This window comes from Nocardia sp. NPDC051570 (assembly GCF_044454005.1).
GTDB lineage: Bacteria > Actinomycetota > Actinomycetes > Mycobacteriales > Mycobacteriaceae > Nocardia.
Map to the genome: position 1 here is coordinate 650,116 of NZ_JBITDI010000004.1, position 25,633 is coordinate 675,748.

The 25,633-nt window shown below is 66.4% G+C and carries 26 protein-coding genes; 12 read left to right on the plus strand and 14 right to left on the minus strand.

The genetic code is table 11. From position 1 onward, the window contains the following. The first annotated feature begins 4 nt into the window (after positions 1–4). Positions 5–2,194 carry an MMPL family transporter gene (locus tag ACIA76_RS13170; protein WP_397151988.1) on the plus strand — a complete coding sequence of 730 codons (2,190 nt, stop codon included), beginning with the start codon at positions 5–7 and terminating at the stop codon, positions 2,192–2,194. Here the strand turns inward: ACIA76_RS13170 and ACIA76_RS13175 are convergent. Continuing rightward, complete coding sequence (locus tag ACIA76_RS13175) at positions 2,148–3,224, minus strand: fatty acid desaturase family protein (RefSeq protein WP_397151853.1); 1,077 nt, start codon at positions 3,222–3,224, stop codon at positions 2,148–2,150. The genes ACIA76_RS13170 and ACIA76_RS13175 overlap by 47 nt on opposite strands. A gap of 303 nt (positions 3,225–3,527) precedes the next feature. On the opposite strand from ACIA76_RS13175, the gene ACIA76_RS13180 reads away from it, so the two are divergent. Further along, a complete protein-coding gene (locus ACIA76_RS13180; RefSeq protein ID WP_397151855.1) occupies positions 3,528–4,220 on the plus strand; it encodes a hypothetical protein in 693 nt (230 codons plus the stop codon). A gap of 17 nt (positions 4,221–4,237) precedes the next feature. On the opposite strand, the gene ACIA76_RS13185 is transcribed toward ACIA76_RS13180, so the two are convergent. Together ACIA76_RS13185 and ACIA76_RS13190 are read right to left on the minus strand one after the other, a co-directional pair. Continuing rightward, positions 4,238–5,044 (minus strand): alpha/beta fold hydrolase, encoded by an 807-nt coding sequence (locus tag ACIA76_RS13185; RefSeq protein WP_397151857.1) that lies wholly within the window; start codon positions 5,042–5,044, stop codon positions 4,238–4,240. 3 nt (positions 5,045–5,047) lie between these two features. Further along, positions 5,048–6,832 (minus strand): AMP-dependent synthetase/ligase, encoded by a 1,785-nt coding sequence (locus tag ACIA76_RS13190; RefSeq protein WP_397151859.1) that lies wholly within the window; start codon positions 6,830–6,832, stop codon positions 5,048–5,050. A gap of 167 nt (positions 6,833–6,999) precedes the next feature. Here ACIA76_RS13190 and ACIA76_RS13195 point away from each other — a divergent pair, with 167 nt between their 5' ends. The 3 genes from ACIA76_RS13195 to ACIA76_RS13205 all read left to right on the plus strand — a co-directional run bounded on the left by ACIA76_RS13195 (position 7,000) and on the right by ACIA76_RS13205 (position 9,308). Beyond that, the gene (locus ACIA76_RS13195) at positions 7,000–8,139 is read left to right on the plus strand and encodes a PucR family transcriptional regulator (RefSeq protein ID WP_397151861.1); all 1,140 of its coding nucleotides are present in this window, start codon (positions 7,000–7,002) and stop codon (positions 8,137–8,139) included. A gap of 172 nt (positions 8,140–8,311) precedes the next feature. Next, positions 8,312–8,941, plus strand: a complete 630-nt coding sequence (locus tag ACIA76_RS13200) for a VC0807 family protein (RefSeq protein WP_397151863.1) — start codon at positions 8,312–8,314, stop codon at positions 8,939–8,941. Positions 8,942–8,951: 10 nt separating this feature from the next. Continuing rightward, the gene (locus ACIA76_RS13205; RefSeq protein ID WP_397151865.1) at positions 8,952–9,308 is read left to right on the plus strand and encodes a hypothetical protein; all 357 of its coding nucleotides are present in this window, start codon (positions 8,952–8,954) and stop codon (positions 9,306–9,308) included. On the opposite strand, the gene ACIA76_RS13210 is transcribed toward ACIA76_RS13205, so the two are convergent. Both ACIA76_RS13210 and ACIA76_RS13215 read right to left on the minus strand, forming a co-directional pair. Beyond that, positions 9,289–9,915 carry a flavin reductase family protein gene (locus tag ACIA76_RS13210; protein ID WP_397151867.1) on the minus strand — a complete coding sequence of 209 codons (627 nt, stop codon included), beginning with the start codon at positions 9,913–9,915 and terminating at the stop codon, positions 9,289–9,291. The genes ACIA76_RS13205 and ACIA76_RS13210 overlap by 20 nt on opposite strands. Before the next feature lie 48 nt (positions 9,916–9,963). After that, positions 9,964–10,983: an alpha/beta fold hydrolase gene (locus ACIA76_RS13215; RefSeq protein ID WP_397151869.1), complete on the minus strand. Its 1,020-nt coding sequence runs from the start codon at positions 10,981–10,983 to the stop codon at positions 9,964–9,966. Between the two features lie 119 nt (positions 10,984–11,102). Between ACIA76_RS13215 and ACIA76_RS13220 the strand changes: the two genes are divergently transcribed. Next, on the plus strand, positions 11,103–11,669 hold the full coding sequence (locus ACIA76_RS13220; protein WP_397151871.1) for a QsdR family transcriptional regulator: 567 nt from the start codon (positions 11,103–11,105) through the stop codon (positions 11,667–11,669). Between the two features lie 15 nt (positions 11,670–11,684). Here ACIA76_RS13220 and ACIA76_RS13225 read toward each other — a convergent pair whose 3' ends face one another. Together ACIA76_RS13225 and ACIA76_RS13230 are read right to left on the minus strand one after the other, a co-directional pair. Further along, positions 11,685–12,437 carry a phosphohydrolase gene (locus ACIA76_RS13225; protein ID WP_397151873.1) on the minus strand — a complete coding sequence of 251 codons (753 nt, stop codon included), beginning with the start codon at positions 12,435–12,437 and terminating at the stop codon, positions 11,685–11,687. A gap of 47 nt (positions 12,438–12,484) precedes the next feature. Further along, positions 12,485–13,162, minus strand: a complete 678-nt coding sequence (locus ACIA76_RS13230) for an HD domain-containing protein (protein ID WP_397151875.1) — start codon at positions 13,160–13,162, stop codon at positions 12,485–12,487. A 388-nt stretch (positions 13,163–13,550) separates the two neighbouring features. On the opposite strand from ACIA76_RS13230, the gene ACIA76_RS13235 reads away from it, so the two are divergent. Continuing rightward, positions 13,551–14,072 (plus strand): SRPBCC family protein, encoded by a 522-nt coding sequence (locus tag ACIA76_RS13235; RefSeq protein ID WP_397151877.1) that lies wholly within the window; start codon positions 13,551–13,553, stop codon positions 14,070–14,072. Positions 14,073–14,122: 50 nt separating this feature from the next. Here ACIA76_RS13235 and ACIA76_RS13240 read toward each other — a convergent pair whose 3' ends face one another. Continuing rightward, positions 14,123–14,656, minus strand: coding sequence for a winged helix-turn-helix transcriptional regulator (locus ACIA76_RS13240; RefSeq protein ID WP_397151879.1), 534 nt, complete (start codon positions 14,654–14,656; stop codon positions 14,123–14,125). 63 nt (positions 14,657–14,719) lie between these two features. Here ACIA76_RS13240 and ACIA76_RS13245 point away from each other — a divergent pair, with 63 nt between their 5' ends. Both ACIA76_RS13245 and ACIA76_RS13250 read left to right on the plus strand, forming a co-directional pair. Next, entirely contained in the window at positions 14,720–15,232 is a 513-nt protein-coding gene (locus tag ACIA76_RS13245; protein ID WP_397151881.1) for an SRPBCC family protein, read from the plus strand. Next, complete coding sequence (locus tag ACIA76_RS13250; protein ID WP_397151883.1) at positions 15,232–16,305, plus strand: LLM class flavin-dependent oxidoreductase; 1,074 nt, start codon at positions 15,232–15,234, stop codon at positions 16,303–16,305. Before ACIA76_RS13245 ends, ACIA76_RS13250 begins: the two co-directional genes overlap by 1 nt. Before the next feature lie 61 nt (positions 16,306–16,366). Here the strand turns inward: ACIA76_RS13250 and ACIA76_RS13255 are convergent, their stop codons facing one another. Beyond that, entirely contained in the window at positions 16,367–17,095 is a 729-nt protein-coding gene (locus tag ACIA76_RS13255) for an alpha/beta hydrolase (RefSeq protein WP_397151885.1), read from the minus strand. A gap of 160 nt (positions 17,096–17,255) precedes the next feature. Between ACIA76_RS13255 and ACIA76_RS13260 the strand changes: the two genes are divergently transcribed. Further along, the gene (locus ACIA76_RS13260) at positions 17,256–17,651 is read left to right on the plus strand and encodes a winged helix-turn-helix transcriptional regulator (RefSeq protein WP_397151887.1); all 396 of its coding nucleotides are present in this window, start codon (positions 17,256–17,258) and stop codon (positions 17,649–17,651) included. Between the two features lie 167 nt (positions 17,652–17,818). Then, positions 17,819–18,286: a GNAT family N-acetyltransferase gene (locus ACIA76_RS13265; RefSeq protein ID WP_397151889.1), complete on the plus strand. Its 468-nt coding sequence runs from the start codon at positions 17,819–17,821 to the stop codon at positions 18,284–18,286. A 78-nt stretch (positions 18,287–18,364) separates the two neighbouring features. On the opposite strand, the gene ACIA76_RS13270 is transcribed toward ACIA76_RS13265, so the two are convergent. From ACIA76_RS13270 to ACIA76_RS13290, 5 genes are all read right to left on the minus strand, one after another. Further along, positions 18,365–19,402, minus strand: coding sequence for a polyprenyl synthetase family protein (locus ACIA76_RS13270; RefSeq protein WP_397151891.1), 1,038 nt, complete (start codon positions 19,400–19,402; stop codon positions 18,365–18,367). A gap of 16 nt (positions 19,403–19,418) precedes the next feature. After that, a complete protein-coding gene (locus ACIA76_RS13275) occupies positions 19,419–20,276 on the minus strand; it encodes a methyltransferase domain-containing protein (RefSeq protein ID WP_397151893.1) in 858 nt (285 codons plus the stop codon). 2 nt (positions 20,277–20,278) lie between these two features. After that, a complete protein-coding gene (locus tag ACIA76_RS13280; RefSeq protein WP_397151895.1) occupies positions 20,279–21,250 on the minus strand; it encodes a hypothetical protein in 972 nt (323 codons plus the stop codon). Then, the gene (locus tag ACIA76_RS13285) at positions 21,247–22,620 is read right to left on the minus strand and encodes a protoporphyrinogen/coproporphyrinogen oxidase (protein WP_397151897.1); all 1,374 of its coding nucleotides are present in this window, start codon (positions 22,618–22,620) and stop codon (positions 21,247–21,249) included. Before ACIA76_RS13285 ends, ACIA76_RS13280 begins: the two co-directional genes overlap by 4 nt. 372 nt (positions 22,621–22,992) lie before the next feature. Further along, positions 22,993–24,444 carry an FAD-dependent monooxygenase gene (locus ACIA76_RS13290; protein ID WP_397151899.1) on the minus strand — a complete coding sequence of 484 codons (1,452 nt, stop codon included), beginning with the start codon at positions 24,442–24,444 and terminating at the stop codon, positions 22,993–22,995. 130 nt (positions 24,445–24,574) lie between these two features. Between ACIA76_RS13290 and ACIA76_RS13295 the strand changes: the two genes are divergently transcribed. Further along, the gene (locus ACIA76_RS13295) at positions 24,575–25,540 is read left to right on the plus strand and encodes an Lrp/AsnC family transcriptional regulator (protein WP_397151901.1); all 966 of its coding nucleotides are present in this window, start codon (positions 24,575–24,577) and stop codon (positions 25,538–25,540) included. The last annotated feature ends 93 nt before the right edge of the window (positions 25,541–25,633 follow it).

Here is a 25,633-nt window from a genome sequence, read left to right on the forward strand (position 1 = left end):
GGATATGCTGTTGGCTCGGATCGCCGAACTCGTCCTTCGTGCTCCGCGGCGGATCGGCGCGTGGCTGGCCGCATTCGTCCTCGCCGCAGCGGTTTACGGCCTGCCGGTGAGTGCGCAGTTGCCCGCGGGCGGATACGACGTGCCCGGATCGGAATCGGCCCGCGCCGCACAGGTGTTGGACGAGACGTTCGGGGCGGGGGGATTCTCGCTGGTATTCACGGTCACCTCGCCGGCGGGGGCCGACGGGCCGCAGGCGCGCGCTCGCGGACTGGGCGTGGTGGACGCGTTGCGCGCGTCCTCATATGCCACGCAGGTGGTTTCGTATTGGACCGCACCCGCCGCGCTCGCCCCCGCGCTGGTCGGCACGGACCATCGCACCGGTCTGATCGCGGCGCGCATCGCGGGCGACGATCGGCAGGCGCCGATGCGCGCGCACGAGATCGCCGCGGCGCTCATCGGCGCCGAGGACGGGGTCACCGTGACCGCGGGCGGTCAGGCGATGGCGCAGTACGAGATCAACCGGCAGTCGCGCATCGATCTGATCAAACTCGAGATCCTCGCAACGCCGTTCACCTTTCTCGCCCTGATCTGGATCTTCGGCGGGCTGATCGCGGCGCTGATCCCGTTGGCGGTGGCCGCGTTCGCGATCGTCGGCACGGCCGCCGCGCTGCGAATCCTGTTCGCCTTCACCGATGTCGCCGTCTTCGCGGTGAATCTGGCGACCGCGCTGTGCCTGGCGCTGGCCGTCGACTACACGCTGTTCATCCTCAGCCGCTACCGCGAGGAGCGCGCCGCCGGGACACCGCCCGATCCGGCACTGCGGCGGACCCTGGCGACCGCCGGGCGCACCGTCGTCTACTCCGCGCTGACGCTGGGCTGCGTGGTCGCGACCATGCTCGTTCTGCCCATGTACTTCCTGCGTTCCCTGGCCTACGCCGGCATCGCCGGTGTCGCCTTCAGTCTCGTGGGTGCGCTGCTGGTCGCGCCGGTGCTGATCGTAGCGATCGGCGATCGGATCGGGCATGCCGCCGCGGCGACCCGCCCGGCCGAGGCCACCGCCTGGTATCGGATCGCGAATTTCGCCATGCGCCATGCGATGTCGACGGTGCTCGTGGTGATCACGCTGTTCGTGGTCGTCGGGTCGCCATTCCTCGGTGTGAAGCTGGGTTATCCCGACGACCGGAACCTGCCCACCTCCGCCTCGTCGCGGCAGACCGGCGACATGCTGCGGGCGCAGTTCCCGCGGCAGGACAGCCAGGGAACGGTCACCATCGTCATGCCCGCCGCACCCGGGGACAAGCAGGTGCGCGAGTATGCCGCGCGACTGTCCCGGGTGCCACGGGTGACCGGAGTGGCCGCGCCGGACGGAATCTATTCCGGCGGAACGCGACTCGGCACGGCGACGGTCGACTCGGCCCGTCATGGTGACGCCGTATATCTGAGCGTCGGCACCAGCCTCGACCCGTTCTCCGATGCCGCCAAGCGGCAGCTGGACGACCTGAAAGCCGTTGCCGCGCCGGCGGATACCCTATTCGGCGGATTGGCGCAGCGCGATCTGGACAACGTACGCGGCGTCACCGATCGGGTGCCGCTGATTCTGGCGTTGATCGTGCTGGCGACAGTCGTATTGATGTTCCTGTTCACCGGCAGCCTGCTGCTGCCGCTGAAGGCGCTGCTGATGAACGCCCTGTCGCTGACGGCCGCGCTCGGCGCGATGGTGTGGATCTTCCAGGACGGACATCTCGGCGGATTCGGCACCGTCGCTACCGGACACACCAATGCGACCATGCCGCCGCTGCTGATCTGCATCGCCTACGGGCTGTCGATGGATTACGAGATCTTCGTGCTGTCGCGCATGCGGGAGGAATGGCTGGCCTGCGGCGACAATCGGCGCGCCGTCGCGCTCGGCCTGGCCCGCACGGGGCGGATCGTCACCGCGGCGGCCACCGTGATGGCCATCGTCTTCGCCGCCATCACCACCGCGCAGGTCTCGTTCATGCGCGGCCTCGGCGTGGGCCTCGTGCTGACGGTGCTGCTGGACGCATTCCTCATTCGAATCCTGTTGGTGCCCGCGGTCATGCGACTGGCCGGCGCGTGGAACTGGTGGGCCCCGGGCCCGTTGGCGCGGTGGCATCGCCGCTACGGCCTCACCGAGCCCGAGCCTGCCGGCTCACCCGCCGTAGGTGCGCGATGATCTCGACATACGCTCGCACCAGCGATGTTTCGTAGTAAGTGAGGCTCGCGGTCCGGCAGTGTGCGCGCACCACCGGCCGCGCGTGGCGCAGATTCGGTTGCGGCATGCCCGGAAACAGGTGGTGCTCGATCTGATAGTTCAGGCCGCCGTACAGATAGTCGACCAGGCGGCCGCCGCGGATGTTCCGCGCGGTCACCACCTGGCGGGTCATCCAGTCCGGGGTCTCGGCATCGGATCGCACCGGCATGCCCTTATGGTTCGGCGCGAAAATCGAACCGCTGTACAGTCCGGTCGCCAGATGGTGAACACCGGTGAACGCCAATGCCTGCCACGGTTCGAGCACCCAGAACACCGCCGTGAAGTAACACACCAGATGCAGCCCCAGCAGCAGCCCCTCCGTCCACGGCCGCCGGACCGTGCCGCGGACGATGGCGCGAATGCTCAGCACCCGCAGCCCCAGCGCTTCCAGCGCCGACATCGGGAAGAAGATCTTGTCCTGGAACCTGATGATCAGCCGCCGGGCCGCGCTCATCGGCCGCGCGGCCTGTTCGACGGCGAAGATCGCCCTGCGGCGCACGATATCCGGATCGCGGTCGAGATGGTTCGGATCGCTGTGATGGCGGTTGTGATGATTGACCCACCAGTCGAAACTGGCGCCCAGCAACAGATTCCAGTGCAGATAGCCGAGCACATCGGTCGCACGACGATTCCGGGTGACCTGATGATGGCCGATATCGTGGCCCAGCAGGCCGATCTGCACGAAGCAGAACGCCAGCGCGAGCGCCACCGCCGGCTGCCACCACGAGGGGCCGAGGGCGATGAACGCGATCCAACAGGCCGTCAGTAGCGCGACGTTGACGATCGCCTTGACCACGTAGTACCGCCGTCTCGGGGACAGCAGCCCCGCGGCGCGAATCTCGCGGCGCAACAAGGGAAATCGCGAACCGTTCGCAACCGGTTCCGATCGTTCGGATTCGGCGACCGGATCGATCGCGGGCGTCGCCAGCAGTTGGTCGTAGTTCCCGGACATGATCGCCGCGGTCCTCAGCTCGCCCGCGATCCGCCGGTCAGGCCGCCGCCCTGGTATGCGATGACATGGGCGTCGGCCAGCATCATTCCCGCAACAATCTTGGAGACAAGCATGTGCGCACCTCTCTCGCGATCATTCGGAGATATCCAATCCGATTGGCGGCATTGCGCTAATCCTCAGCGAAACGATACCCGGATTCGACTGGGACAGTGATACCCCTCACCATCGGAACTTCGCCCGCGTGGCCGCCGACCTTCACCCACGGCACGTTCGTGCCGTCTCGTCCTAGAGAAAGTGGTCGTGATGATGAGGGCTCTCACGTTCGCGGTGGTATCGGCCTGTGCGGTGGCGGCGATCGCCGGACCGGCCGGGCGGGCCGCCGCCGATCCGCCGCCGCAGGCAGCGGCATCGATCGGGTATTCGATGCGCCTGGTCGACAGGTCCGTGGTGCTGACCCTGGACAAGGGCAGCCTGGTCGCCCGGGACGGCCGACTCGAGGTGCGCGATCGGTCGGGCGCCGCGGCGGTGACAGTGCCGCTGAGCTATCGGCGCGAGGACGCCGTCTATCCGATCGGCGCGGCGATCGACGCCGGCACCGTGACGCTCACACCCGATACGGATCCGAAACACGCTGTCCCCGTGACACATCCGAGCGCGGGCGAGATCGCCCTCGATCCGCAGTCCCCCGCCTTCAATACCTCGGTGATGAACTTCGCCACCCAGCTCGGCCTCGGCGTCGCCCTGGGCACCCTGCTGGGCACGGCCATCGGCGCGGTCGTCGGCTGCGTCGCGGGCGGCGCACTCGTCGGCGCGACCGCGGCCGTGCCCAGTATCGGCGTGCTCGCCGTCCCCGGTTTCCTCGGCGGCTGCCTCGTCACCGGCGCCGCGGCGGGGGCGATCGGCGCGGTCGTCGGCACTGTCGCCATCGGGATACCCGTTGCGGCCGTGGGGGCCTGGTGGTTCTTCGACGCCCTGCGCACGCAGGCGACGAGCTGAGCCGACGGCCGGACCGATCAGCCCGTCTGTGCGAGCCGATCGCTCTCGGTGCCCGTCAGGATGGTCTCCGCGATGAGGGCGGGGTTGTCCCACATGGGCATATGGCCGCAGTCGGGCAGCGTCAGCCAGCGGGTCTGCGCCGGAAGTTCGTCGTGGACTTGGCTGGTGCTGGGCGGGAGCATGTGATCGCGGGTGCCGAAGGCGACCGTGATGGGGCAGGTGATCGCGTTACCGCCTTGGAAGCGAATGGATTTCGCGATGTTCAGGGCGATGTGCAAGGTAGGACGGGAGCGGTCCAGATCCTGCATGAAGGCGATGGCCTCGGCACCGGTCATATGCTCGGGATGAGCGAACGGGATCGACAGCAGTGCGCGTCGGACGGCGGGCTTGTCCAGGATGCGCCGCACGGGGGTTCGGGTCACCGGCGCGAGCGCCATGCCGAGCTGAAACTGGGCGCGCAGCGGAAGCGGCATCGTGCTGCGCCACAACGTGACCGGAGCCAGCGCGACCACCGAACGCGCCAGCCCTCGCTTGGCGAACTCCAGCGCGAACAGCCCGCCCATGGAGTTGCCGACGATATCCACCGGAGTGGGAATCTCTCTGCGCCGCAACTCTTCTGTCAGTTCGTCGAGCACCCAGTCGATGGTTATCTCGACCTCCGGATCGGGCGTCTCGCCGAAACCGGGGAAATCCAGTGCGATGGCATGTCTTTCGGCGCCGAGCCGATCCAAGACCGGCAGCCAGCTGCGTGCCGAGGCGCCGCCGCCGTGCAGCAGGATGAGGGGGCGGCCGGTGCCGCGTTCGATGGAATGCCATCCGGTCATAACTCAACTCCCTTGCGGTACCGGCCCGTACAGGGCCTCGATGCGGTCGGCGTACTTCGCGGTGATCGGGGTGCGCTTGAGCTTCAGCGTCGGTGTCAACTCATCACCGCCGGGCAGCCATTCCTGGCCGAGGATCACGAACCGCTTGATCTGCTCGACGCGGGCCAGATGCCGATTCGCCTCGGCCACTGCGCCTTCGATCACCTCGTGCACCTCCGCGCTGTCGGCCAGCGCGACCGGATCGGCGGGGAGATTGCGGGTGCGGGCGAACGCCGCGGCCACCTGCGGATCCAGCACGATCAGCGCGACGTTGTACGGCCGCCCGTCGCCGATGGCCACGGCCTGGCCGATCAGCGGGTGCGCGCCCTTCAACGCGGCCTCGATATTGGCGGGCGACATGTTCTTGCCCGCGGCATTGATGATCAATTCCTTCTTGCGATCGACGATCCGGACGTAGCCGTCGGCGTCGATCGTCGCGATATCGCCGGTGTGCAGCCAGCCCTCGGCATCGATCGCCTCGGCCGTCTGCTGCGGCTGCCCGCGGTAGCCCCGCATCAGCAGCGGTCCACGCAGCAGCAACTCACCGTCGGGGGCCAACCGCACTTCCATTCCGGGCATGGCCTTCCCGACCGAGCCGATCCGCGCGTCCTCGGGCGGGTTGACCGCGCCGAGACCCGAGGATTCGGTCATGCCGAACGCCTCCATCAAGGGGATGCCGAGCGCATTGCAGAACTCCAGCACATCCACGGAAATCGGTGCGGCGCCGACGAAGACGAACCGGCACTGCTCCAGACCCATCGTCCGGCGCAGCCGGGCGAACAGCAGCGCGTCGACCGCGCGCTGCAGTGCCACCGAGATCGGATCGAGGTCGCGGCCCGCCTGCTGGGCCCGCACCCGCCGCAGCGACAGCGCCAACGCCTTCTCGAACAGATATCGTGCGCCCCCGGGCATTTCGGCGACCCTGGCCTCGATACCGGCCTTCGCCTTCTCCCATACCCGCGGCACCGTGCCCCAATAGGTGGGGAGAACCCGCGGCAGCGCGTCCATGACGCCGGACATCTCGGCGACGCTGGTGATGGTGGCGCCGGTGAGCATCGGCCAGTAGTGGAAGCCGAACCGCTCCGCGATATGCGCGGCGGGCAGGAACGATATCGACCGCTGCGCGTAACCGGGGATGTCGGCGAAGATCTGCTCCAGCCCGGCGAGCAGCGCCACCTGCGCGGCATGGGTGAGTTCCACGCCCTTCGGCGGGCCCGTGGTGCCGGAGGTGTAGACGATGGTGATCAGATCCGCACCCGTCACCGCCCGCCACGACGCCTCGAAATCGAAGGCCGGGTCGGGCGTCGCCTCCACCTCGGCCAGCGTGACCGCATCGGATGCGGCGCCGTCGACGAGCACGATTCGTTCCAGGCGGGTGCCCGGCTGCGCCTGCCGCAGTAACGGCAGAAAACGCTGCTCCGTCACCACGATTCGCGCCCCGGCGTTATCGCACACCCCGGCGATCTGCTCGGGGGTGAAGGTGTTGTAGACCGAGAACGGCACCGCCCCCAGATGCAGTGCCGCGGTGTCGACCAGATGGAATTCGGGGCGATTGGTCAGCATGAGCGCCACGGTGTCCCCGCGTCCGACTCCCAGCGCCGACAGCCCCGCCGCGATCGCGCGCACCCGCTCTCTGTAGCGACCCCAGGTGATCTCGATCGAACCGTCCACCGTGCGCAGCGCCACCCGATCGGATCGGGTCGTCGCGGTGCGCTGGAACGCCTCGCAGAGCGTCGTCGGTGAGCTCACTGATCCTCCACAGGGGCACATTGTGTACATGTCCAACCCCGTGGCCCGGCCACGGTGCCGTTGATACCAGAATGTCCACTTCAGGGCGGTATTGATATGGAGCGAGCGCCTAAGTTTGTCATAATCACCTTGTTGTTCTGTCCAAGGTCGGGTCTATTCTCGACGATATGGCCGAATCTCTGCCGCTCGACACGCGCCATAGCCTGGTCGACGCGCTGGTGGCGCACGGGCCTGATCTGGTGGCCGCGGTCATCGAGCGGATGCGCGCGGATATCCCCGTCTATTCGTTCGTCGACCTGGATCAGCTCATGCCGGACGCCTACCGCACCGCCTTGGGGCTGCTCGCGGCCGTGGCCGAACAGCGCGGGCTCACCGACGCCGAGGTCGCCGTCTTCACCGAACACGGCAGAGCCCGTGGACGCCAAGGGATTCCGCTCACCGAGATGTTCCGGGGCTGGCGGCTGGCCGTGCGCGGCCTGCTCGACGAGATCACCAAGGCCGGCCGCGCGCTCGGCATCGACGACCGCGCCCTGCTGGATCTGAGCACCGAGGCACTGGCACTCACCGACGCCGCCGCCCTGGCGATGGCCCGCGGCCATATGGCCACCGAATTCGAACTGGCCAGCCACGACCAGCAGCGCCGCGCGGATCTGGTGCGCGGCATCCTGTTCGGCACGCTCGGCCCCGCCGAGATCCGCATCGAGGCGGAGCGCTACGGCCTGGATCCCGAGCGCGATTATCACGCGCTGCGCGCCCGCCCCACCCCGGAACTACCCGCCGAAACCCTGACCCGGCTGCTGGAACCGCCCGCCGACCGCCCCCGCGGCCTGATCGCGGTCGTCGACGGCGATCTCGCGGGCATCGTGGCGGCACCCCCGACAGGTTCGATCCTCGCGGCCGTCGGCCTCGGCCCCGCGACCCGCCTCGATCGGATGGAACCCTCCTTCCGCAAGGCCACCCGCGCGATGAGCACCGCACACGCCTTCGGCCTGCGCGGCATCCATACCCTCGCCGAGCTGGGCCTGCTGCCGGCCATCCTCGCCGATACCGAGGTGGGCGAGGAGGTGGCCGCCCGCTACGTCACCCCGCTCGGCGATACCGACAGCGCCGCAGCCCTTCTCGACACCGTCGAGCACTATCTGACCAACGGCATGCGCGTCGACCGCACCGCCGAGGCCATGCGCCTGCACACCAATACCGTCCGCTACCGGCTACGCCGATACGAACATCTGGTGGGCATCGATCTGTCCGATCCGACTCGGGCGCTGGAGATTTGGTGGGCCTTGCGGTTTCGGCTGTTGCGCTGATCATCGGTGGGCCGGTAGGGCCCGCCGAGGGTGTGCGGGTGGAGAATTCGGTCCACCCGCGGCGAGAGAAGTTCCACCCGGGCTACATTCACGAGCCGATCACCCAGGCCGCGTCGATTCGTAGCGTCATAGGCGACATCGAAACACCCTCGCCTGATGAAGGACAATCACGATGACGCATAAGACCGACTCCCGGCAGTCGCACACCCCCGCGGTCCGGAACATGGTGACCACGCTGGGTCTGGATCTCGGCCTGCCGGTCGCCGCCTACTTCCTGGCGCAGCTGCTGGGCGCGAGCACCTACCTCTCGCTACTGGCGGGCGCGGTGGTCTCCGGGGTGCGGATGGTCTGGGTCCTGGTGCGCCACAGGCGCATCGATGCCTTCGCCACCTTCCTACTGGTGCTGTTCGGTGCGGGGCTGGCGCTGTCCTTCGTGACCGGCGATGTCCGATTCATGCTCGCCAAGGACTCCGCGACCTCGGCCACCGCGGGCCTGACCCTGGTCATCAGCTGCGTGATCGGCCGCCCACTCGCCTATTACGCCGCCCTGCGATTCGCCGGGGCCCAGCGCCGCGCGGACTTCCTCGCCCATGCTCACAGCGACGCCATGCGCAAGCGCTGGTTCCGGGTGTCGCTGGTCTGGGGCCTGGCGCTGCTGGCCGACTCGGCATTGCGCATCGCAGCGGTCTACCTGCTCCCGATCCACATCGCGGCCGACCTGTCCCAGATCCTGATGATCGCGGTCTACGTCCTGCTGATTACCTGGACCGCACGCAGCGCCCGGCACACGACCCCCGCCTGATCCACCGTCAGTGCGCGACGGCGCCCAGGGCACGCAGCAGCATCTCCCTGCCGGCCACGCCCTGCTCGACCTCACACCGCACAACAGCGAGCACATACTGACCGGACCGAGGGCGCTGAGCTACACCGAGGCGACCGCCCTCATCACCGAGATCACCGGCCGCCCCCTGACACACCGCGCGATCACCAGGGGCGAACTGGCGAACCGTTTCATCGAAACCGGCATACCCGCGGACTTCGCCACCATGCTCGCGGCACTCGACGCCGATATCCGCGCGGGGACCGAGGATCGGGTGACCGACACGGTCGAGAAGATCAGCGGCCGTGCGCCACGGGATTTCCGCGAGTTCATCGAGAAGGAGATGTGATCCCACCGCTGGGCCAGTCCCCCAACCGGATCCGTGCGATCTCCCGCAGGTCTCCGATCGTCCCCCACTCGTTCTTGCCGAGGCGTGAGAGCGGCCGGAGCCTGCGGACGTCGGGGTGTCCGTCCTCCATGACGTCCTGGGACACCGCCGCGTGCACAACCCGGCCGAACACCATCGTGGTATCCCCCAACCGCAGAGTGCTGTGAAGTACACACTCCAGCGCCACCGGCGACGCCATCACCCGTGGCGGTTTCACGCGCACGCTGGGCTCCCGCGCGATCCCCACGGCATCGAACTCGCTTGTCTCCCTCGGAAACTCCGTCGCTGTGGCATTGACCTGTTCGAAAAGCGGCTCCGGCGCCAGATTCACCACGAACTCCCCGGTCTCCTCCACATTGCGCAACGAGTCCTTACGGCCGACCGAGTTGAACTGCACAATGGGTGGTTCGACGCAGGACACGGTAAAGAAGGAATGCGGGGCGAGATTCGCGACACCGCTGGCCGACAGCGTCGATACCCAGGCGATCGGCCTGGGAACGACCGTGGCGGTCAATAACCTGTAGAAGGTGTTGCGGTCGAGCACAGCAGGATCGAAGTCAACGCGCATACCGACCAGTATCACGTAGACGGCCGCGCATCATGAGGGCGGACCCGGTCAGTTGGTTGATGCGCCGGGTTCGGTGGTTGCGATGGCCTTATCGAGTTCGGCGCGGATCAGTGGCCAGGAGGTGCGGCCGAAATCGCCGTGGTCACCTTGGATTTGAGTGAGCCAGAGGTTGTTGGTGTGCTGGGCCAGGCCGCGGATCATGAGCGGGCCCTCTTGGTCATCGGGTGATTGGAACACCTGCATGACCGGCACGGTGAGATAGTCGTATCGGGGGGAGCGAACGACTCGTTCCGGCGTGTTCGCGCGATACATCTGCACCCCGGAAACCGTGTCGGCATTGGACCACTCCATGGGCGGATTGCCCTTGAGCTTCATGAGTTCGGCGAGGACCGGTTCGACCGGGAAGGTGCGGAAGAACGCTTCGGGCATATCCGGCACCTCGTAGCCGGCGAAGTAGAAGATGCAGGCCAATTGAAAGGCGAGCTGCGGATATACCGTCGGATCTGTGGCGGCGTCGGCCAGTGCGTAGTGCACCAGGTCCGCACTCGGTGCGCCGATCGAGCTGAGGGAAACGATGCGCCCAGGGTGACGCCACTGGTATTCGGCGGCGATCCACGCCCCGAAAGCGATGCCGTAGTTGTGTATCGGACGACCGGGTGCGGTTTTGTCGATCACCGCGCCGTATTCACCGGCCAGGTTTTCCAGGGTGTACGACTGGGTGTCCGTGGGATGCCCGGATTCGCCGGAGCCCCGGTGGTCGTAGCGCACGACGTGGTACGTCGATGCGAGCTTGCGAGCCGAGGCCTCGAAGATATCCGAGGTACCCGGCCAGCCGCCGGTCATGACAATCGTCGGAGCTTCCTCGGCGCTGGGTCCGTACTCGTAGATGGAGATCGGGATCCCCTGATACTCGGCGAAGCTGTGCCGCGGCTGCTCCTCAACGGGATCCGCCGAGGCGGACGCGATCGTCGAGCCGATCAGCCCCAGCGTCACGGTCACGGTCGCGCCGACCTTCAGCCAGCGGCTGGTGGCGACGCGATGCCGGCCATTTCTGGTGCGTGTGTTCATGAGGTTCTCCTTTTGCCCCTGAAACTCCCCTGAGACACAGTATGGTCAATGTCTCAGTTGAGACACTACCCGCGTGGTGTATCAAGGGCAACGACGTCAGCGTGTGAGACACTGAACAGGTGGTGTTGCAGGAGCAAGAGTCGCCGGCCCCGTTCCCGGCCGATGATCCCGTGCTGGCCATCGCGCGGGAGATGTTCATTCAGGACGGCTGGATCGACGTCCGCAGGCTGGGCACGGTCAGCGGGGTCAGTCGCGCGACGCTGTACCGTCGCTACGGCGACCGAGACCGCATCCTGGGTGAAGTGGTGTGGTCACAAGCCAGTGCCGACCTGGCCGGCCTGCGTGAACAACACCGAGGCCGGGGCGCGACCGGAATCGCGGAGTCCGTCGAAGAGTTGGTGCGCATCAGCTTCGCGCGCCACTCCATGCGCACCTTCCTCGGCGAACATACCGATACAGCATTACGGGTGCTGTCCTCTCGGCACGGGGTGGTTCAGCAGCGGCTCATCACGACCGTCGTCGAGTGGATCATCGAGGAGATCGGCGAACCGGCCGATATCGACAGCCACAGTCTCGCCTATGCCGTTGTGCGCCTGGCCGAGTCCTTCTATTACCGCGAGTTCATCACCGGCGAGCCGGCCGATCCCGGCGCTGCCGGGGTTATTATCGGCCGAGTTCTGCGCTAGCGCCGCTCGCGGGCGTTACTCCGCGAAGGGCGCGTTGGTCACGCCCATTTCGAAGCCCATTTGGCGCATCAATGCTGTGCGGCCGTCGGGAACGGCTTCGGATTCCAAGCGAACGGCCTCGATTACCCTTCGCTTGAAATCGAGGCGAGGGTGCTGTGCGACAACCGAATCCACCCACTTGCGGTTCATTTCTTCCACGCGAGTTCCGCCCAGGTCGGTTTCGCATCCCGCCGAAACGACTCCGGCCAGATCCGACAGATCCTTTTCGACACCGAAGGTGATATGCCCGGAGATACCGTTGCGTACGAGCACCACCCTGTCCCGGGGGACTCCGAGGCCGGTGAGGAAGCGTTCGGCATCCTCGGCGCCGCGCACTGCGAAACACCTTCCGGGAACGGGATGTTCGAACTCTATGTCATGGAGAATCGCCGTAGTGAAGTGCAGCTCTTCGTCGAGGGGCACCCCACCGATCTTCGCTAATGCCTTGCCGAAGTAGTAGACCCGGTAGGAGTGCTCCAGCACCCAGGGGCTCAATCTCCTGCGAGCCTCCCATTCGGCCTCTTTGGCCACCGCGGTATCCGGAATTCGCATCTCGGCCTCGTCGAGCACGGCCGGACCCTGGACACCCAGAAATGACAGTGCATGACTACTGAGTGCTCCGGGTACCAATGTGGCTGCGGCGATGAGGAGCTTGCCCATCTGTCGCCGGTCGAGCTTGCCGCCGGTGCTACTCGCCCAGCTCCAATCGAACCCATCCTGTGCGCCCATCGATCAAACCTCGATTCGCAGTCGGTCGGCATGCCGATTCGGCGTGATCAGTTTCCCCACCGTCCGGCGCTGCCGGCACGTTCCATCCAGCTCAGGTGATCGGGCGACTGCTGACGTTCGCTCGTCATGACCGCGGCGGGAGAGAACGGCGGCGCTTTGGCCGGGCGCACTTCGACCTGCTCGATCACCGTATTCGTCAGCGCCGTGACCATCGAATACCGCGGATAGGCCTCGTGAATGGCCGCACCCTGCTCGTCCGTGATGAACTCCGACGATGGGCCGAAGGGGAATCCCGCCGGTGGACCGAAATCGAGATTGATTCCGGATCGGGTCAGGTAGCACAAGGTATTACGCTGTTCCGCGATGTGGGCCGAGGTATGTAGCGCGATAGCCTCCCACACGGCGTCCACGTGATCGGCCGGCACCCGCAGTTCCGTGAGGAATTTCGCGGCCCTGTTCGCGCCATCGACCTCGAAGCGCAAATAGCTGTCGGCAGAGACGCCCAGACCGAGATCATGCAAAACGCATGCGAGGAACAGTATTTCGGGATCATAGTCCGAACCGGGCATCGCCTGAATGTTCTCGGCGAACAATCTCGCGAACAGAAAACTGCGGATGCAGTGATTGACAATCGCGGGAGACTCCTCGAGCATCGCGAGCTCGAGACACTGCCGAGCCACCATTGTGTCCGGAAGCTCCAAGAGCGTCGTCGTCTGGATGGTCAAAACAAGCTCCTCTCACCGGCCACGATGGCTGACAACCTTCATGAGACACTTATGAGACAGTGTCTCGCCGGAGACACTACGCCTAGAGTGTCTCATCGGCAACCACGGTTTCAGAGGACAGCAAGATGGTGCTGATCGAGCCGGAACTGCGACGGCATAGCTCGCTAATTGCTGTTGGATAACCAAATGGCGCTTCCGCCGGTTGGGCCGTCCTTGATCACCTAACGTGGGAAGGTCAGGTGTTATCCAGGTCGACAGGAGCCGAGGTTCCTGCGTACAAGAACAGCATCGAGTCGATCGAATGCTCCAGTCGCAGAGATTGCCGCCCGAACGGTGACCGGATTCGCGCTATTGAAGGTTCCCTCTGATACCTGATCCTGGAGGACTGATGGCCGTCTACAACGTGCACGAGCGCCTGCTGCCCGCCAAGCACAGCGAGGTGGGAGCTTTGATCGACACCCTGTCGAGCAGCAACGACGCACTATGGCCGCGAGCGGAGTGGCCTCCGATGGAGTTCGACCGCCCTCTGTCGGTCGGGGCGGTCGGCGGGCACAAGCCGATCCGCTACACCGTCGCCGCGTACGTCCCGGCTACCTGGGTGCGTTTCACCTTCACCGGGCCGCGAGGCTTCCACGGCTTCCATGAATTCGCCGTCCTGGATGTCGACGAGGACCACACACTTCTTCGGCACACCGTCGCCATGAAAACCCGCGGCATGGCCCGACTCACCTGGCCACTCGCCATCGGACCGCTACACAACGCATGCCTGGAAGACAGCCTGGACCGAGCCGAGCTCGCCTGCACCGGCACAGTGGCGCACCCGGCGCACTGGGGACCCTACGTGCGACTACTGCTCAGCCTCTTGCAGAAGCCCAGGAAGACCGAACCACTACAAGCGGCCGCAAGGTAGCCAGCGCGTCAACCGCTTGTGGCCGTTCAGTTTTCACATCTCAGGATTCCTCACGCCGCCGGCCCGGCGGATTCCGCGACCGGGTCGTCGAGATGGAATCGGCGGCGGACGGCCGGGCGGGTCAGTAGTTTGGCGGGGTAGCCGAGGCCGGGGCGGCAGGTCACGTTGTCCCAGTCCATCGGCTGATCGCAGTGTGAGCAAACGACTTTCGCCTCGGCATCGTGACCGCAGGTGGTGTGGTGGGCGATGACGGGGACGCCGCCCTCGCCGGACAGCCATCGGTCACCCCAGGCGGTCATGGCCAGGAGGACGTGGAAGAAGTCCCGGCCGGAGTCGGTGAGCAGGTACTCGTACCGGATCGGCGTGGTCTCGTAGATCCGCTTCTCCAGCAGATCGGCCTCCACCAGCCGGCGCAATCGCTCCGACAGGGTTTTGCGGGCGATGCCGAGCTCCTGCTGGAACTCGTCGAACCGCCGGATTCCGTAGAACGCCTCGCGCAGCACCAGCGGCGTCCACCAGTCACCGAGCAGATCCATGGTCCGCGCGATCGAGCAGGGCCAGTTCGCGAACGAGGTGCGTTTCACCGGTCCAGTCTTGCCCAGTGAGTCTATCTACGCAACTATGGACGTAGGCGAGAGGAATGAAGCGTGGAATGGACCGGACAGGTGTACGCGGACACCCCGACCGTGGCGGTCGACAGCTATATCGAGACTCCGCCCGAGCAAGTCTGGCGCTGTATCAGCGATATTCACCTGATGCCGACACTGAGCGCCGAGCTGCGAGAGGTCGAGTGGCTCGACGGCGCCGCGGGGCCCGCGATCGGCATGCGGTTCGCCGGTCGCAACGTCCACGAGTCGCTGGGGTCCTGGGAGACGGTGAGCACGGTCGTCGAATACGATCCGCCGCGCCGCTTCGCCTGGGCGGTCGGCGATCCCGAATTTCCTTCCAGCATCTGGCGTTTCACGGTGCGTCCGGAAGGGTCCGGCACGGTGCTGGAGCAGTGGACGCAGATGGGCCCGGCCCCTTCCGGGTTGAGCTTCGCGATCAGTGCGATGCCGGACAAGGAGCAGAAGATCGTATTCGTCCGGCTGCGCGAATTCGAGACGGGTATGACAGCCAATCTGGCCGCCATCAAGGATCTGTTGGAAGAGGTACGGTGATGCGCACCGCGACCACGATCGAGGGTTCGGCCGGCGATTGGCGAATGATCACCGAATTCGTCGTCGAGGCCGAAAAGCTCGGACTGGATATGTGCTGGGTCGCCGAGGCATGGGGTGCCGACGCGCCCTCGCCGCTGGGATTTCTCGCGGCTCGCACCGAGCGGATCCTGCTGGGGTCCGGGGTGATTCAGCTCGGCACCCGGTCACCGGTGACCATCGCACAGACCGCGATGACACTCGCCCACCTGTCCGGTGGCCGCTTCGTGCTCGGCCTCGGCGCCTCGGGCCCGCAGGTTCTCGAGGGCCTGCACGGCATCCCCTTCGCCCGCCCGCTGTCCCGGATGCGCGAGACCGTGGAGATCGTGCGCGCCACGTTCACCGGCGAGAAGATCAGTTACAGCGGTGAGCGATTCACGATCCCGCTGCCCGGTGGCGAGGGCCGCCCGATGCGATTGAGCCTGTCGCCGGTATCGGTGCCGATCTACCTCGCCACGCTGTCACCGAAGATGCTGGAACTCACCGGCGAGATCGCGGACGGCTGGCTGGGCACGAGCTTCGTCCCCGAGGGCGCCGCCGCGTACTTCACGCACCTGGACGCGGGTCTGGCGCGCTCCGGTCGCAGCCGCGCCGATCTCGACATCTGCCAGGGCGCCGAGATCAACATCGTCGACGAGAGCCGGTTGGCCGAGACCCTCGGCAGCCGCAAACTGGAGCTCGCATTCTCCCTGGGCGGCATGGGTTCCAGCGATACCAACTACTACAACAAGGCCTACAGCAGGCAGGGCTGGGCCGAGGTCGCCGCCGCGGTCCGGGAACGCTGGCAGTCCGGCGACCGCATGGGCGCCGCCACCCTGATCACCGATGAGATGGTGCTGGCGACGACATTGATCGGCACCGAGTCCATGGTCCGCGACAGGTTGCGCACCTGGCGCGACGCCGGGGTGGACACCATCCGCCTCTACCCCGCAGGCGATACCCTCACCGCCCGACTGGACAACCTCGGCCACGGCATCGACCTCATCCACGGTCTCGGTAGCCCGGCGGAGAACCGAATCGGCACGGCGACAACGTAAGACACTGCCTACCGGATTATGGATGAGCGGTTCACCCGACTGCTGACGCCTCGGGCCGGGGCTACATGCCAAGCTTCAGCAGCAGTTCGCTGAGCTCGGTGGGCAGGGTGATCATGCAGTCGTGGCCCGTCGGCAGCTCCCACACCTGCGCCGGAGAACCATTGGGCTGCATCGCGGGGACGGGTCGCCGGATGATGCCCGCCGGCCTCGCCCCGACGCAGTGGATATGGGTCCGCGGGATCGCGTGCACGGCTGGGTTGTCCAGCCGCACCGGTTGCTGAAGGCAGCGCACCGGTTGATCCGAGAGCATCTCACGCAGCCAAGCGACATCCGCGGGGTCGGTGACCCCGAACAGGCCGAAGGGCGGCGGCCTCTCGGGAAGCGGCGGAACTCGCCAGCCGCTGTCGGACTGCGCGGCGAGGTCGATCAGATTCCGGGTGACGGGTTGGATGTCGATCGCGGTCTCACCGTCGCGCGGGACCATCGCATCGAGATAGACCAGGTGCGCGATCCGGTCCGGAACCTGGTTGGCCGCAGAGGAAATGACCAGTCCCGCATAGCTGTGCCCCACCAGGATCACCTCGGTGAGGTCCTCCTCGTCGATCAGCGCGACGATGTCGTCGACGTGTGTGTCGAGCCCTACCTCGGGGCTGAGTAGATGTGCCCGGTCGCCGTAGCCGGTCAGCGATGGTGCGAGCACTCGGTGGCCGGGCGACTCCAGCAGCGGCACCACCCGCTCCCAGCACCGTCCACTGTGCCAGGCGCCGTGGACCAGCAGAAATATCGACATGGTTGTAGTGCTCTCTTCTTTTCAAGGCGTGACAACGCGCGAAACGACCCTGGTTACTGTTCGTAACCCGGTACTGTTTAGGAACCACAACCATCGTGATCGTTCGATATGCCCTGAGCAATAAGGCACATTTCGGTGCCCCGGTTCTCTGGAGGTAACCATGGCCACGACGGACAACGAGCCTGTGCGGCAGGACAATGCGTGCCGGGCACGGGTAGTGCTCGGCATCGTCGGGGACAAGTGGTCGCTGCTGATCGTGCGCAATCTCCGACACGGGCCGCGCCGCTTCACCGAACTCAAACGAGATATCGACGGGATCAGCCAGCGCATGCTCACCGTCACCCTGCGCAGCCTGGAGCGCGACGGAATCCTGACACGGACCGTCCACAACGTCATGCCGCCCCACGTCAGCTACGAACTCACCCCGATGGGCAGGACTCTCCGCGAAGCCACCGCACCCCTTCTGGAGTGGAGCATCGCCCACCTGACACACATCGATGCCGCCCGCGCCGAATACGACACCCGCGCCGACACCCAACCCACCCGGTCGAACTAGTCGCGCCCCGTCGAGTGCCCGCTACGCCGATGAGCGCGAACTTCGAGGCACCGCGTGAAATACGGTCGCGGACTCTTCCCTGGGTGTGTCATGGTTTCGCGAGTCCCACAGGTATCGAAGGCCACTCGCCGATGAGGAGATTCTGTTCGTTGTTCACGCTGGCGGAAATGAGCCCGAGCGATGCCCGAGCCGTTCTCTCGTGGCGCTACGAATCCCCGTACCAGATCTACGACATGGGCGAGGATTCCACCGAAGAACTGCTGGATCCGCGGAGCCCGTACTACGCGGTGCACGATCAGCGCGGAAACCTCGTGGGGTTCTTCAGCTTCGGCACCGCCGCGCTGCCCTGGGACACGGCCGGGCCTGCCCTGCTCGGCGACGACGGAGAGGTCGCGATCGGGCTCGGCATGCGACCGGACGCGACAGGTGGCGGGGCCGGGCTCGCGTTCGTGCGAGCCGGCCTCGACTTCGCGCGGACGGCATTTCAGCCCGCCTACTTCCGCCTGTTCGTTTTCAGCTGGAACCAGCGCGGCATCCGGGTCTATCAGCGGGCCGGATTCCACCGTGTCGGCACCTACATCCCGCCGAAAAGTGAAGCGGGCAACGAGTTCTGGGAGATGCGGCGAGACATCTGACCCGACCGCGAATGCGCCTACTGCCCAAGCTGATTATGTGGTGTTCGGTGCCGTGTCGCGCTATTGCCACGTTGCCTGTTATCGATTCCGGTGAACGGCGAGGTGGGCCAATGTCTCGAGGTCGGTGGCCCATTGTTGTGTGGGTAGTGCGGCGAATGCGTCGGTGATGAGTTGCTGGGCGTGCTGGAGGGTTTGCTGTTTTGCGCCACAGGCGTCGAGTAGTTCGGTTGCTCGGGTGATGTCGGATGCCGTTATCGCGGAGGTGGATTCGTAGAGCCGACGTAATTCCGTGGCGGCGGGGCCGCCGGTTTCGATGGCCGTCAGTACCGGCAGTGTGGGTTTGCGGCGCATCAGATCGGCGCCGACGGGTTTGCCGGTCACGGTGGGGTCGCCCCAGATGCCGATGATGTCGTCGACGAATTGGAACGCGAGTCCGAGTTGCCGTCCGAAGGCGTCCAGCGCATCGACTGTTTCGGTGGGTGCACCGGCGCACAGGGCGCCCAATGCGCAGGCGCAACCCATCAGTGCGCCGGTCTTGCCCATGGCCATCGCGATGTAGTCGGTGGTGTGCGGCGGGCGGTGTGCGAGGGCGCAGTCGGCTTGTTGGCCTCGGCACAGTTCGAGTGAGGTGGTGGTGAGCCGGTCGATCGCGGGACGGATCGTGGCCGCCGACGCGGCGGTGGTGGTGGTGAGTGTGCGGAATGCGAGCGTGTGCAAAGCGTCGCCGAGCAGGACTGCGTCGGTGGTTCCCCAGATGTGCCAGACTGTCCCGCGTCCGCGGCGCAGTGGGTCGGCGTCCATGACGTCGTCGTGGATCAGTGAGAAGTTGTGCAGTAGTTCGACGACCACCGCGGCGTCGGTGGCTTGCGCCGGATCGCTGCCGTATGCGGCGCCACCGAAGGTCAGTGCCGGCCGCAATGCCTTGCCGCGCCACCCGTTCACGGTGTCGCCGTGGCGATCCCACCAGCCGAAGTGGTATCCCGCCATGAGCCGCAGCGGGCCCGACAGGTCATCGACGCTGCGCCGCAACCCGGGTTCCACCCGTGCATGAGCTCGGGCCAGCAGGTGGTGTGCGTGCTGGGCTGCGGCCGTGGGCAGTTCGGCGTCGGTGGTCATGGCATTCCGATACTGGTCACGCGGTGGCAGTCCAGGCACCGATGGTGAATGCTCCGGCGCGTCCGGCGTCGGCGGTGGTGACGCAATGCTGGTGCAGGTAGCGGTGTCTGGGGTCGGAGTAGTCCACGATGGAGGCCGCCGATTGATCGAACAGGTCCCAGTTGGGGCTCAGGTCGTGCCCGGCCGCCAGATCGTGGCAGTGGTGGACGGTGAATCCGGCCGCGTGCAGCAGTTCGGCGGTGCCGGCCGGGCTCCGCAGATCCGGCAGGGCCGAGTAACGGCAGACCGGTTCGATCCAGCGGGCGTAGTCGGAGGCGGTCAGACCGTCGGCGTGCATCCAGTCGGTACCGACGAACGTGGCGCCGGGAGCGAGGACGCGATGCAGTTCACGGTAGGTGGTCGCTTTGTCGGGGCTGTGACACAGCGCGTCGAAGGTGTAGGCGCCGTCGAAGAAGTGGTCCGGGAACGGCAGCCGGTTGAAATCGGCTGTGACGAAGGTGATCTGCTCGGCGAGCCGCGCGGTGCGGGTGTACTCGGCAGCGAGATCGACCTGCTCCTGGATCAGTGTCACGCCGGTGATATGCAGGCCCGCGACGCTGGCGGCGATCGTTCGGGCGGGCCCGCCGACGCCGCATCCGGCATCGAGGATGCGTTGCCCGGCACGGAAGTTACCCGCGAGCTGCTGTTCCTGAGCAACGCATGCCTGTTGCAGGGTCTGTCCCGGCGTGAAGGGCGGCAGATGGAACGACACTCCCCAGTTGTCGAGGTACGCCGCGGTGGCGATGTCGTAGAACTTCTGCACGAGCCGATGACTCTGTGCGGTGCGCACATCCGCGTTCGCGCTGAGGTCGGTGAGGCTATCGGATTCGCACATGATCAGCCCTCGGTAGTGACTTGGTCGTAGGTGTAGCGGTATCCGGGACTGCCGTCGGTGTGGGTCCACGGCGTGGTGACGTCGCCGGCTTGTGCGATATGCAGTGCGGTGGTCCGGTTGTAGCGGCGACAGCCGTAGGACGCGATGACCAGCCCGGTGATGAACCGCATCAGGAACTCCCTGTCCGCCGGGGTCAGCTCGTCGGTCTCCTGGATACGGAACAGGATCTCGGTGTAGGCGTCCAAGGACGCGGTGACCTGGTCATGTTGGCTGCCGGGCAGATAGTTGAGGGTGTGGCCCAATTCCTGCTCGTAGGAGTGCCGCACCGAGCCGTGGATATCGAACGCCAGGATCGACGCCTCGATGGTTTCCTCGAGCCAGCGGTGCGGGATCGCGCGCAGGTCGACACCGGAGATCACCGCACACGACAGCAGACCGCCGGTGTACCAGCCTTCGCGGTCGCGCCACCGCAGATACTCCCGATAGTTCGCCTGGTTGGCCCGGTGCCGGGTCTCGCTGACCGCGATGCCGTGTTCGACGCGTTGTTTGGTGAGCTGGCCGATCTGGCGGTGGAAGCCTTGCAGGATCTGGTTTTTCGTCCACTCGTCCAAACCGTGAGTGGCGCGCTCGGCCCACTGCGCGATCGGCCTGCCCCGGAAGTTCTTGGCGAGCAGGTCCTCGGTGGTGAACGTACTCGTCACGGTGGCACCGGTATCGAAGATGGCCGACAACGCGCCATAGACGATCATGGCTTCACGGTCGCGTCCCGGCGCGGTGACCGGGGAGATGACCGCCAACAGGGTGTAGGCCATCTCCAGACATTCGCGATCGACTTCGATACTGATCCACGGCTCCTCGTCGTCGGTGCCGATCCAGCACCGCCGCTGCATGCGTTCGCGGGCCTGTGCGCGACGCTCGGGGCCGAGTAGGTCGCGCCAATCCGAATCCGGGAACAGTTCCGATTCCGCTGTCACAGTGTGCCTTTCGGGTTCTGTGCCGCCAGATGTGCGAGCACGGCGTGAGCGGCCTGCTCACCGCTGGTGAGACTGCCGATGGTGGTGGAATGGCCGAAGTGATCTCCCCCGGCCCAGACTATGGCGGGCAGCGCGCCGCTGGTACGGACCGCGTCTGCCAGACGCCGGTAGTCCCCCGGCCTGCGGCGCACCACACACGGGGAGAGCCGATCGACGTACACCGCGCAACTGTGCCGCTCCGCTTCGGGCAGTATCCGCAGACCCGACAGCTCCGCCACGGTATGGTCCACGATCCGCGCATCGGGACTGTGCCACAACCGATCCGAGGACTCACCACGCAGGTAGACGGTGATCATGCCCTTACCCTCGGGCACCCGGCGGCGGGATAGATTGTGCGGCAGGGTGATTCCGGCGATATCAGGGGCTTCGGGGCGTGGGGTGAACAGGTAGGCCGCTGTCTCGGCAGTGGCCCGGTCCAGGCAGAAGGTCACCTGGATCGTCCGCGAATAGGTCGTACCCGCGAATGCTTCCCGCAACGGGCCCCGCACCTGCGGACACACGGCGGCCGACACCGGCGGCGGAGTGGCCACGACAACCGCCTCGGCGGCCCGGGTGACTTCCCCGCCGCTCCGCTGTTGGTAGCTGACTTTCACACCGCCACTACAGGTTTCGATGCCGGTCACCTCACAGTGGTAGGCGATCGGCACCCGCGCAGCGAGTGCCTGCGGCACGAACCCGGTCCCCCGGGCCGAGGTGAACAACCCACCGCTACCGGCCAGAAAGGCCAGAAACAACAGAGCCGGCATCGCCGCCGTGGTCCCCGGCTCCGACAGACACAAGGTGCTCGCCAGGGGATCGAGCAGCAGATCCAGCGTCGACCGGCGCAATCGGCGCCGATCGGCATAACCGGTCAACGACTCGGTATCCCATCGCGCCGCACCGGTCATATCCGCCGGGTGCAGCCCACCGCGTCGCCGCAACACATCGAGCGAGAGCCGTAGCCGATCGGCCATCGGCACCGCCTCCAGCAGGCCACCACGCAACAATCGCCACGGCGAACCGGTCCGCCCCCGAAACACCTGTCCCGCATATGGAATACCGAAAACATCTGCCGCGGAAACGATCTGATCGCCCGCGCCCACCTCGTCGAGCAATGTCAGCATGCGCCGGTACCGCCGCGCCAACAGCGGCGCGCCGAGATCGACGTCGAACCCGCCCCGGCGCACCGTCGCCATCCGCCCGCCGACCAGCTCCGCCCCCTGCCGCTCCACCACCAGCACGCGAATCCCCGCCTGCTGCAGGCGATACGCGGCAGACAGACCGGCGATACCCGCACCCACGACCACAACAGCCGGACCATCCTCAGCCATTGCTGCACCCTCCGAGATCCGAGTAGCGACAGCCGATACGGTAGTTGATCATGACCAGCCGTGCGGCGTGAGATCTATTCTCACGGAACAGATTTGCTCAGACATCCGCCTGCCACCCCTAGTCCGCAGCTGGCATCACCTCGGCGATACGGAAGCAACACCGGTATCGCTGTTTCTACGGAGCTGTGGTCGCGATGATCGGCTCAGGCAAACGATACGCCGAAGTGAGGTCGATCCGGGGCGCCCTGCTGGTGTTCTTTCCATGCCGCATGGCGCGCGGCTCGAAGCGGCCATGCGGCACGCTCGAAAGGTCAACGTGCCGAGATCATCTCGTCGGCCTCGACGCACCCTATTGCCGAGATGCGGTTGTCATCAACGGGGCTTGCCGAACCAGTGGTTCAGTGCTGACGTCAGGCCGTCGGTGCTTCGGTCGGCGCCGGCGGTCCAGCACACGTAGCCGTCGGGACGAATGAGCATGGGCTCGGGCTCGGCGCCTTGGCCGGTGCGGTCTACTCGATCCGTCCACGGGGAGGCGAGTTCGGCGAGCGTATCGGACGGGTCGAGCAGGATGCCGCGGCCCGAGCGCAGCAGTTCGTGCAGCCGTGTCGTGCCGAGCTTCAGGTCCGGCGCGGGGAGGCCGACGAGCGGTTGGTCGTCGCTGCCGGGCATCGGGTAGCGGATGCCCATTCCGGAGAGCATGCCGTCGAGGTGGTATTGAACTTCCGGCAGTTGGGCCAGGGACGCGAACAGGTCCTTGGCGGCGATCACGTCCGGGTCGTGAGTGCCTTCCCAGTCCATCAGCAGGCTTTGCGCCTGAACGTTGCGCAGCACGGCGGCCGCGACCGGGTGCCGTTCGTCGTGGTACGTGTCGAGCAGGTGTTCCGGGGCCCAATTGTGCACGGCGGCAGCGAGTTTCCAGCCGAGGTTGAGCACGTCCTGGATCCCGGTGTTCATGCCCTGCGCACCGATGGGGAGGTGGACGTGGGCGGCGTCGCCGGCCAGGAACACTCGCCCGTGCCGGTAGCGGGCGGCCTGGCGGGCCACGTTGGTGATGCGGCGGGCGTAGCGCAGTTCGAGCAGTCGCACCCGTGCGCCGAATACGCTCCGGAGGCCGTCGCGGATTTCGTCCTCGGTGACGGGAACGTCTCTGGACAGGGATCGACCAGGCCCGCCGAGGGCAAGCCGGTGCAGTGGTCTGCCCTGCGAGTCGGTGCCCAGCGGGAACACCTGCGCCCAATATCCGTCCTCGCTCCAGGCGCGGGTCAGCGCCGGGACGTCGCCGTCGAGCCGGACGTCGGCGGCGATCGCGGTCGCCGTCCCCACCCGCCCGGGGAATTCGGCGCGCAGCAGTGACCGCACCGTGCTGTGGGCGCCGTCCGCGGCAACGACGTATCCCGCCTCGACGGTGACACCGTTGGCGAAATTCGCGGTCACGCCAATATCGTTCTGGGCGAGGCCGATCAACTCGTGGTCGCGACGGACGTGAAGATCGTGTGCGGCCAGATGCTGTTCGAGAAAGCCCTCGATCACCACCTGCGGTATGGACCGCCACGGCAGGCGTTGCCGCCGGCGGGTGAGCAGGAGCGGGATACCGGCGAAGTGCGCGGTGCTGGTCTGGTGATTTCCGGTGGCCAGCAACGGTTCCAGCAGGCCGCGCTGATCGAATGCCTCCTGCGTGCGGGACTGCACACCGCCCGCCTTGGACAACTGGCTGCGCTGCGCGAGCTTGTCGACCAGCGTGGCCGATACTCCCGTTATCCGCAGTTCGTTGGCCAGCGTCATACCGGTGGGTCCGGCGCCGATGATGAGCACGTCGGTGTCCATCGCTTCTCCTGTTCGTTGTGTCGCTTCGATCGTGTCGATCGGGACACCAGCAACGCTGCGCCTGCTGGGACTGCGGAGCCATCAACCGGGTTGATTGCGTCGGTATCCGGCAATATCTACCGTTGCGACGGTGGATTTCGACTTCGATGAGCTGGATCGTCGTCTCCTGCACGCTTTGCAGATCGATGGCCGGGCCGCGTTCAGCGCCATCGCCGAGGTTCTGGGCGTGTCGGATCGCACCATCGCCCGCCGCTACGCCCGGTTACGGTCGGTCGGGGCGGTGCGGGTGATCGGCGGGGTCGACCCGGTGGCGCTGGGGGCGACGATGTGGTTTCTGCGGGTGCGCTGCGCACCCGCCGCGGCCGTCCCGGTCGCCGAGGCGCTGGCCCGGCGACCGGACACCTCCTGGGTCAGCCTGTGCTCCGGCGGCACCGAGATCACCTGTGTGGTCCGCACCGAGAACGACGCCGACAGCGAAGCGCTGCTGCTGGCGAAACTTCCTCGCACCTCCCGTGTGGAGGGGGTGACCGCACATTCGGTGCTGCACATGTTCTACGGCCGCTCGGACAGCCTGATCGCCAAACTCGGTGTGCTGACCGACCAGGAGGCCGCGCTACTACACCCACCACCGGTGTCGTATCGGCCCGGGCGGGTGCAGCTCTTCGACGGTGACCGGAAACTGCTCGCCGCCCTCGCCGACGACGGGCGGACCAGCATCGAACAGTTGTCCGCGGTGACCGGCTGGTCGCCGACCACGATCCGGCGCCGGATGACCGAGCTGCGCGAACACGGGGTGCTGTATCTGGATATCGACATCGACTGGCGTCTGCTCGGCCTGGGCGTGCGCACCCTGCTCTGGCTCTCGGTGGCTCCCGCCAGTCTCGAGCAGGCCGGAGCCGCACTGGCCCAACACCCCGAAATCGCCTTCGCCGCAGCCACAACCGGGCCGACGAACCTGTACGCGACCGCCGTCTGCACCGATCAGCGGGAGCTGTACCGGTACCTGACCACCCAGGTGGCGTCCCTCCCGGCCATCACACATATGGAGACCGCACCGGTGATCAGGACCGTCAAACAGGCTGCGAACCAGACTTAGTGGTCATGCCTACAAGTTCTTCGGGGGTCAGTGTCCGAGGTAGAGGTCGCAGGCGCAGTCGAGGGCTTCTTGTGGGCTGCCTGCGGTGAATCC

Bases quoted from the DNA above. Each gene is read 5' to 3' on its own strand.
- ACIA76_RS13170 (WP_397151988.1), top strand. From the start codon at position 5: ATGCTGTTGGCTCGGATCGCCGAACTCGTCCTTCGTGCTCCGCGGCGG.
- ACIA76_RS13175 (WP_397151853.1), bottom strand. From the start codon at position 3,224: ATGTCCGGGAACTACGACCAACTGCTGGCGACGCCCGCGATCGATCCG.
- ACIA76_RS13180 (WP_397151855.1), top strand. From the start codon at position 3,528: ATGATGAGGGCTCTCACGTTCGCGGTGGTATCGGCCTGTGCGGTGGCG.
- ACIA76_RS13185 (WP_397151857.1), bottom strand. From the start codon at position 5,044: ATGACCGGATGGCATTCCATCGAACGCGGCACCGGCCGCCCCCTCATC.
- ACIA76_RS13195 (WP_397151861.1), top strand. From the start codon at position 7,000: ATGGCCGAATCTCTGCCGCTCGACACGCGCCATAGCCTGGTCGACGCG.
- ACIA76_RS13200 (WP_397151863.1), top strand. From the start codon at position 8,312: ATGACGCATAAGACCGACTCCCGGCAGTCGCACACCCCCGCGGTCCGG.
- ACIA76_RS13210 (WP_397151867.1), bottom strand. From the start codon at position 9,915: ATGCGCGTTGACTTCGATCCTGCTGTGCTCGACCGCAACACCTTCTAC.
- ACIA76_RS13215 (WP_397151869.1), bottom strand. From the start codon at position 10,983: ATGAACACACGCACCAGAAATGGCCGGCATCGCGTCGCCACCAGCCGC.
- ACIA76_RS13225 (WP_397151873.1), bottom strand. From the start codon at position 12,437: ATGGGCGCACAGGATGGGTTCGATTGGAGCTGGGCGAGTAGCACCGGC.
- ACIA76_RS13235 (WP_397151877.1), top strand. From the start codon at position 13,551: ATGGCCGTCTACAACGTGCACGAGCGCCTGCTGCCCGCCAAGCACAGC.
- ACIA76_RS13250 (WP_397151883.1), top strand. From the start codon at position 15,232: ATGCGCACCGCGACCACGATCGAGGGTTCGGCCGGCGATTGGCGAATG.
- ACIA76_RS13255 (WP_397151885.1), bottom strand. From the start codon at position 17,095: ATGTCGATATTTCTGCTGGTCCACGGCGCCTGGCACAGTGGACGGTGC.
- ACIA76_RS13260 (WP_397151887.1), top strand. From the start codon at position 17,256: ATGGCCACGACGGACAACGAGCCTGTGCGGCAGGACAATGCGTGCCGG.
- ACIA76_RS13265 (WP_397151889.1), top strand. From the start codon at position 17,819: ATGAGCCCGAGCGATGCCCGAGCCGTTCTCTCGTGGCGCTACGAATCC.
- ACIA76_RS13270 (WP_397151891.1), bottom strand. From the start codon at position 19,402: ATGACCACCGACGCCGAACTGCCCACGGCCGCAGCCCAGCACGCACAC.
- ACIA76_RS13275 (WP_397151893.1), bottom strand. From the start codon at position 20,276: ATGTGCGAATCCGATAGCCTCACCGACCTCAGCGCGAACGCGGATGTG.
- ACIA76_RS13285 (WP_397151897.1), bottom strand. From the start codon at position 22,620: ATGGCTGAGGATGGTCCGGCTGTTGTGGTCGTGGGTGCGGGTATCGCC.
- ACIA76_RS13290 (WP_397151899.1), bottom strand. From the start codon at position 24,444: ATGGACACCGACGTGCTCATCATCGGCGCCGGACCCACCGGTATGACG.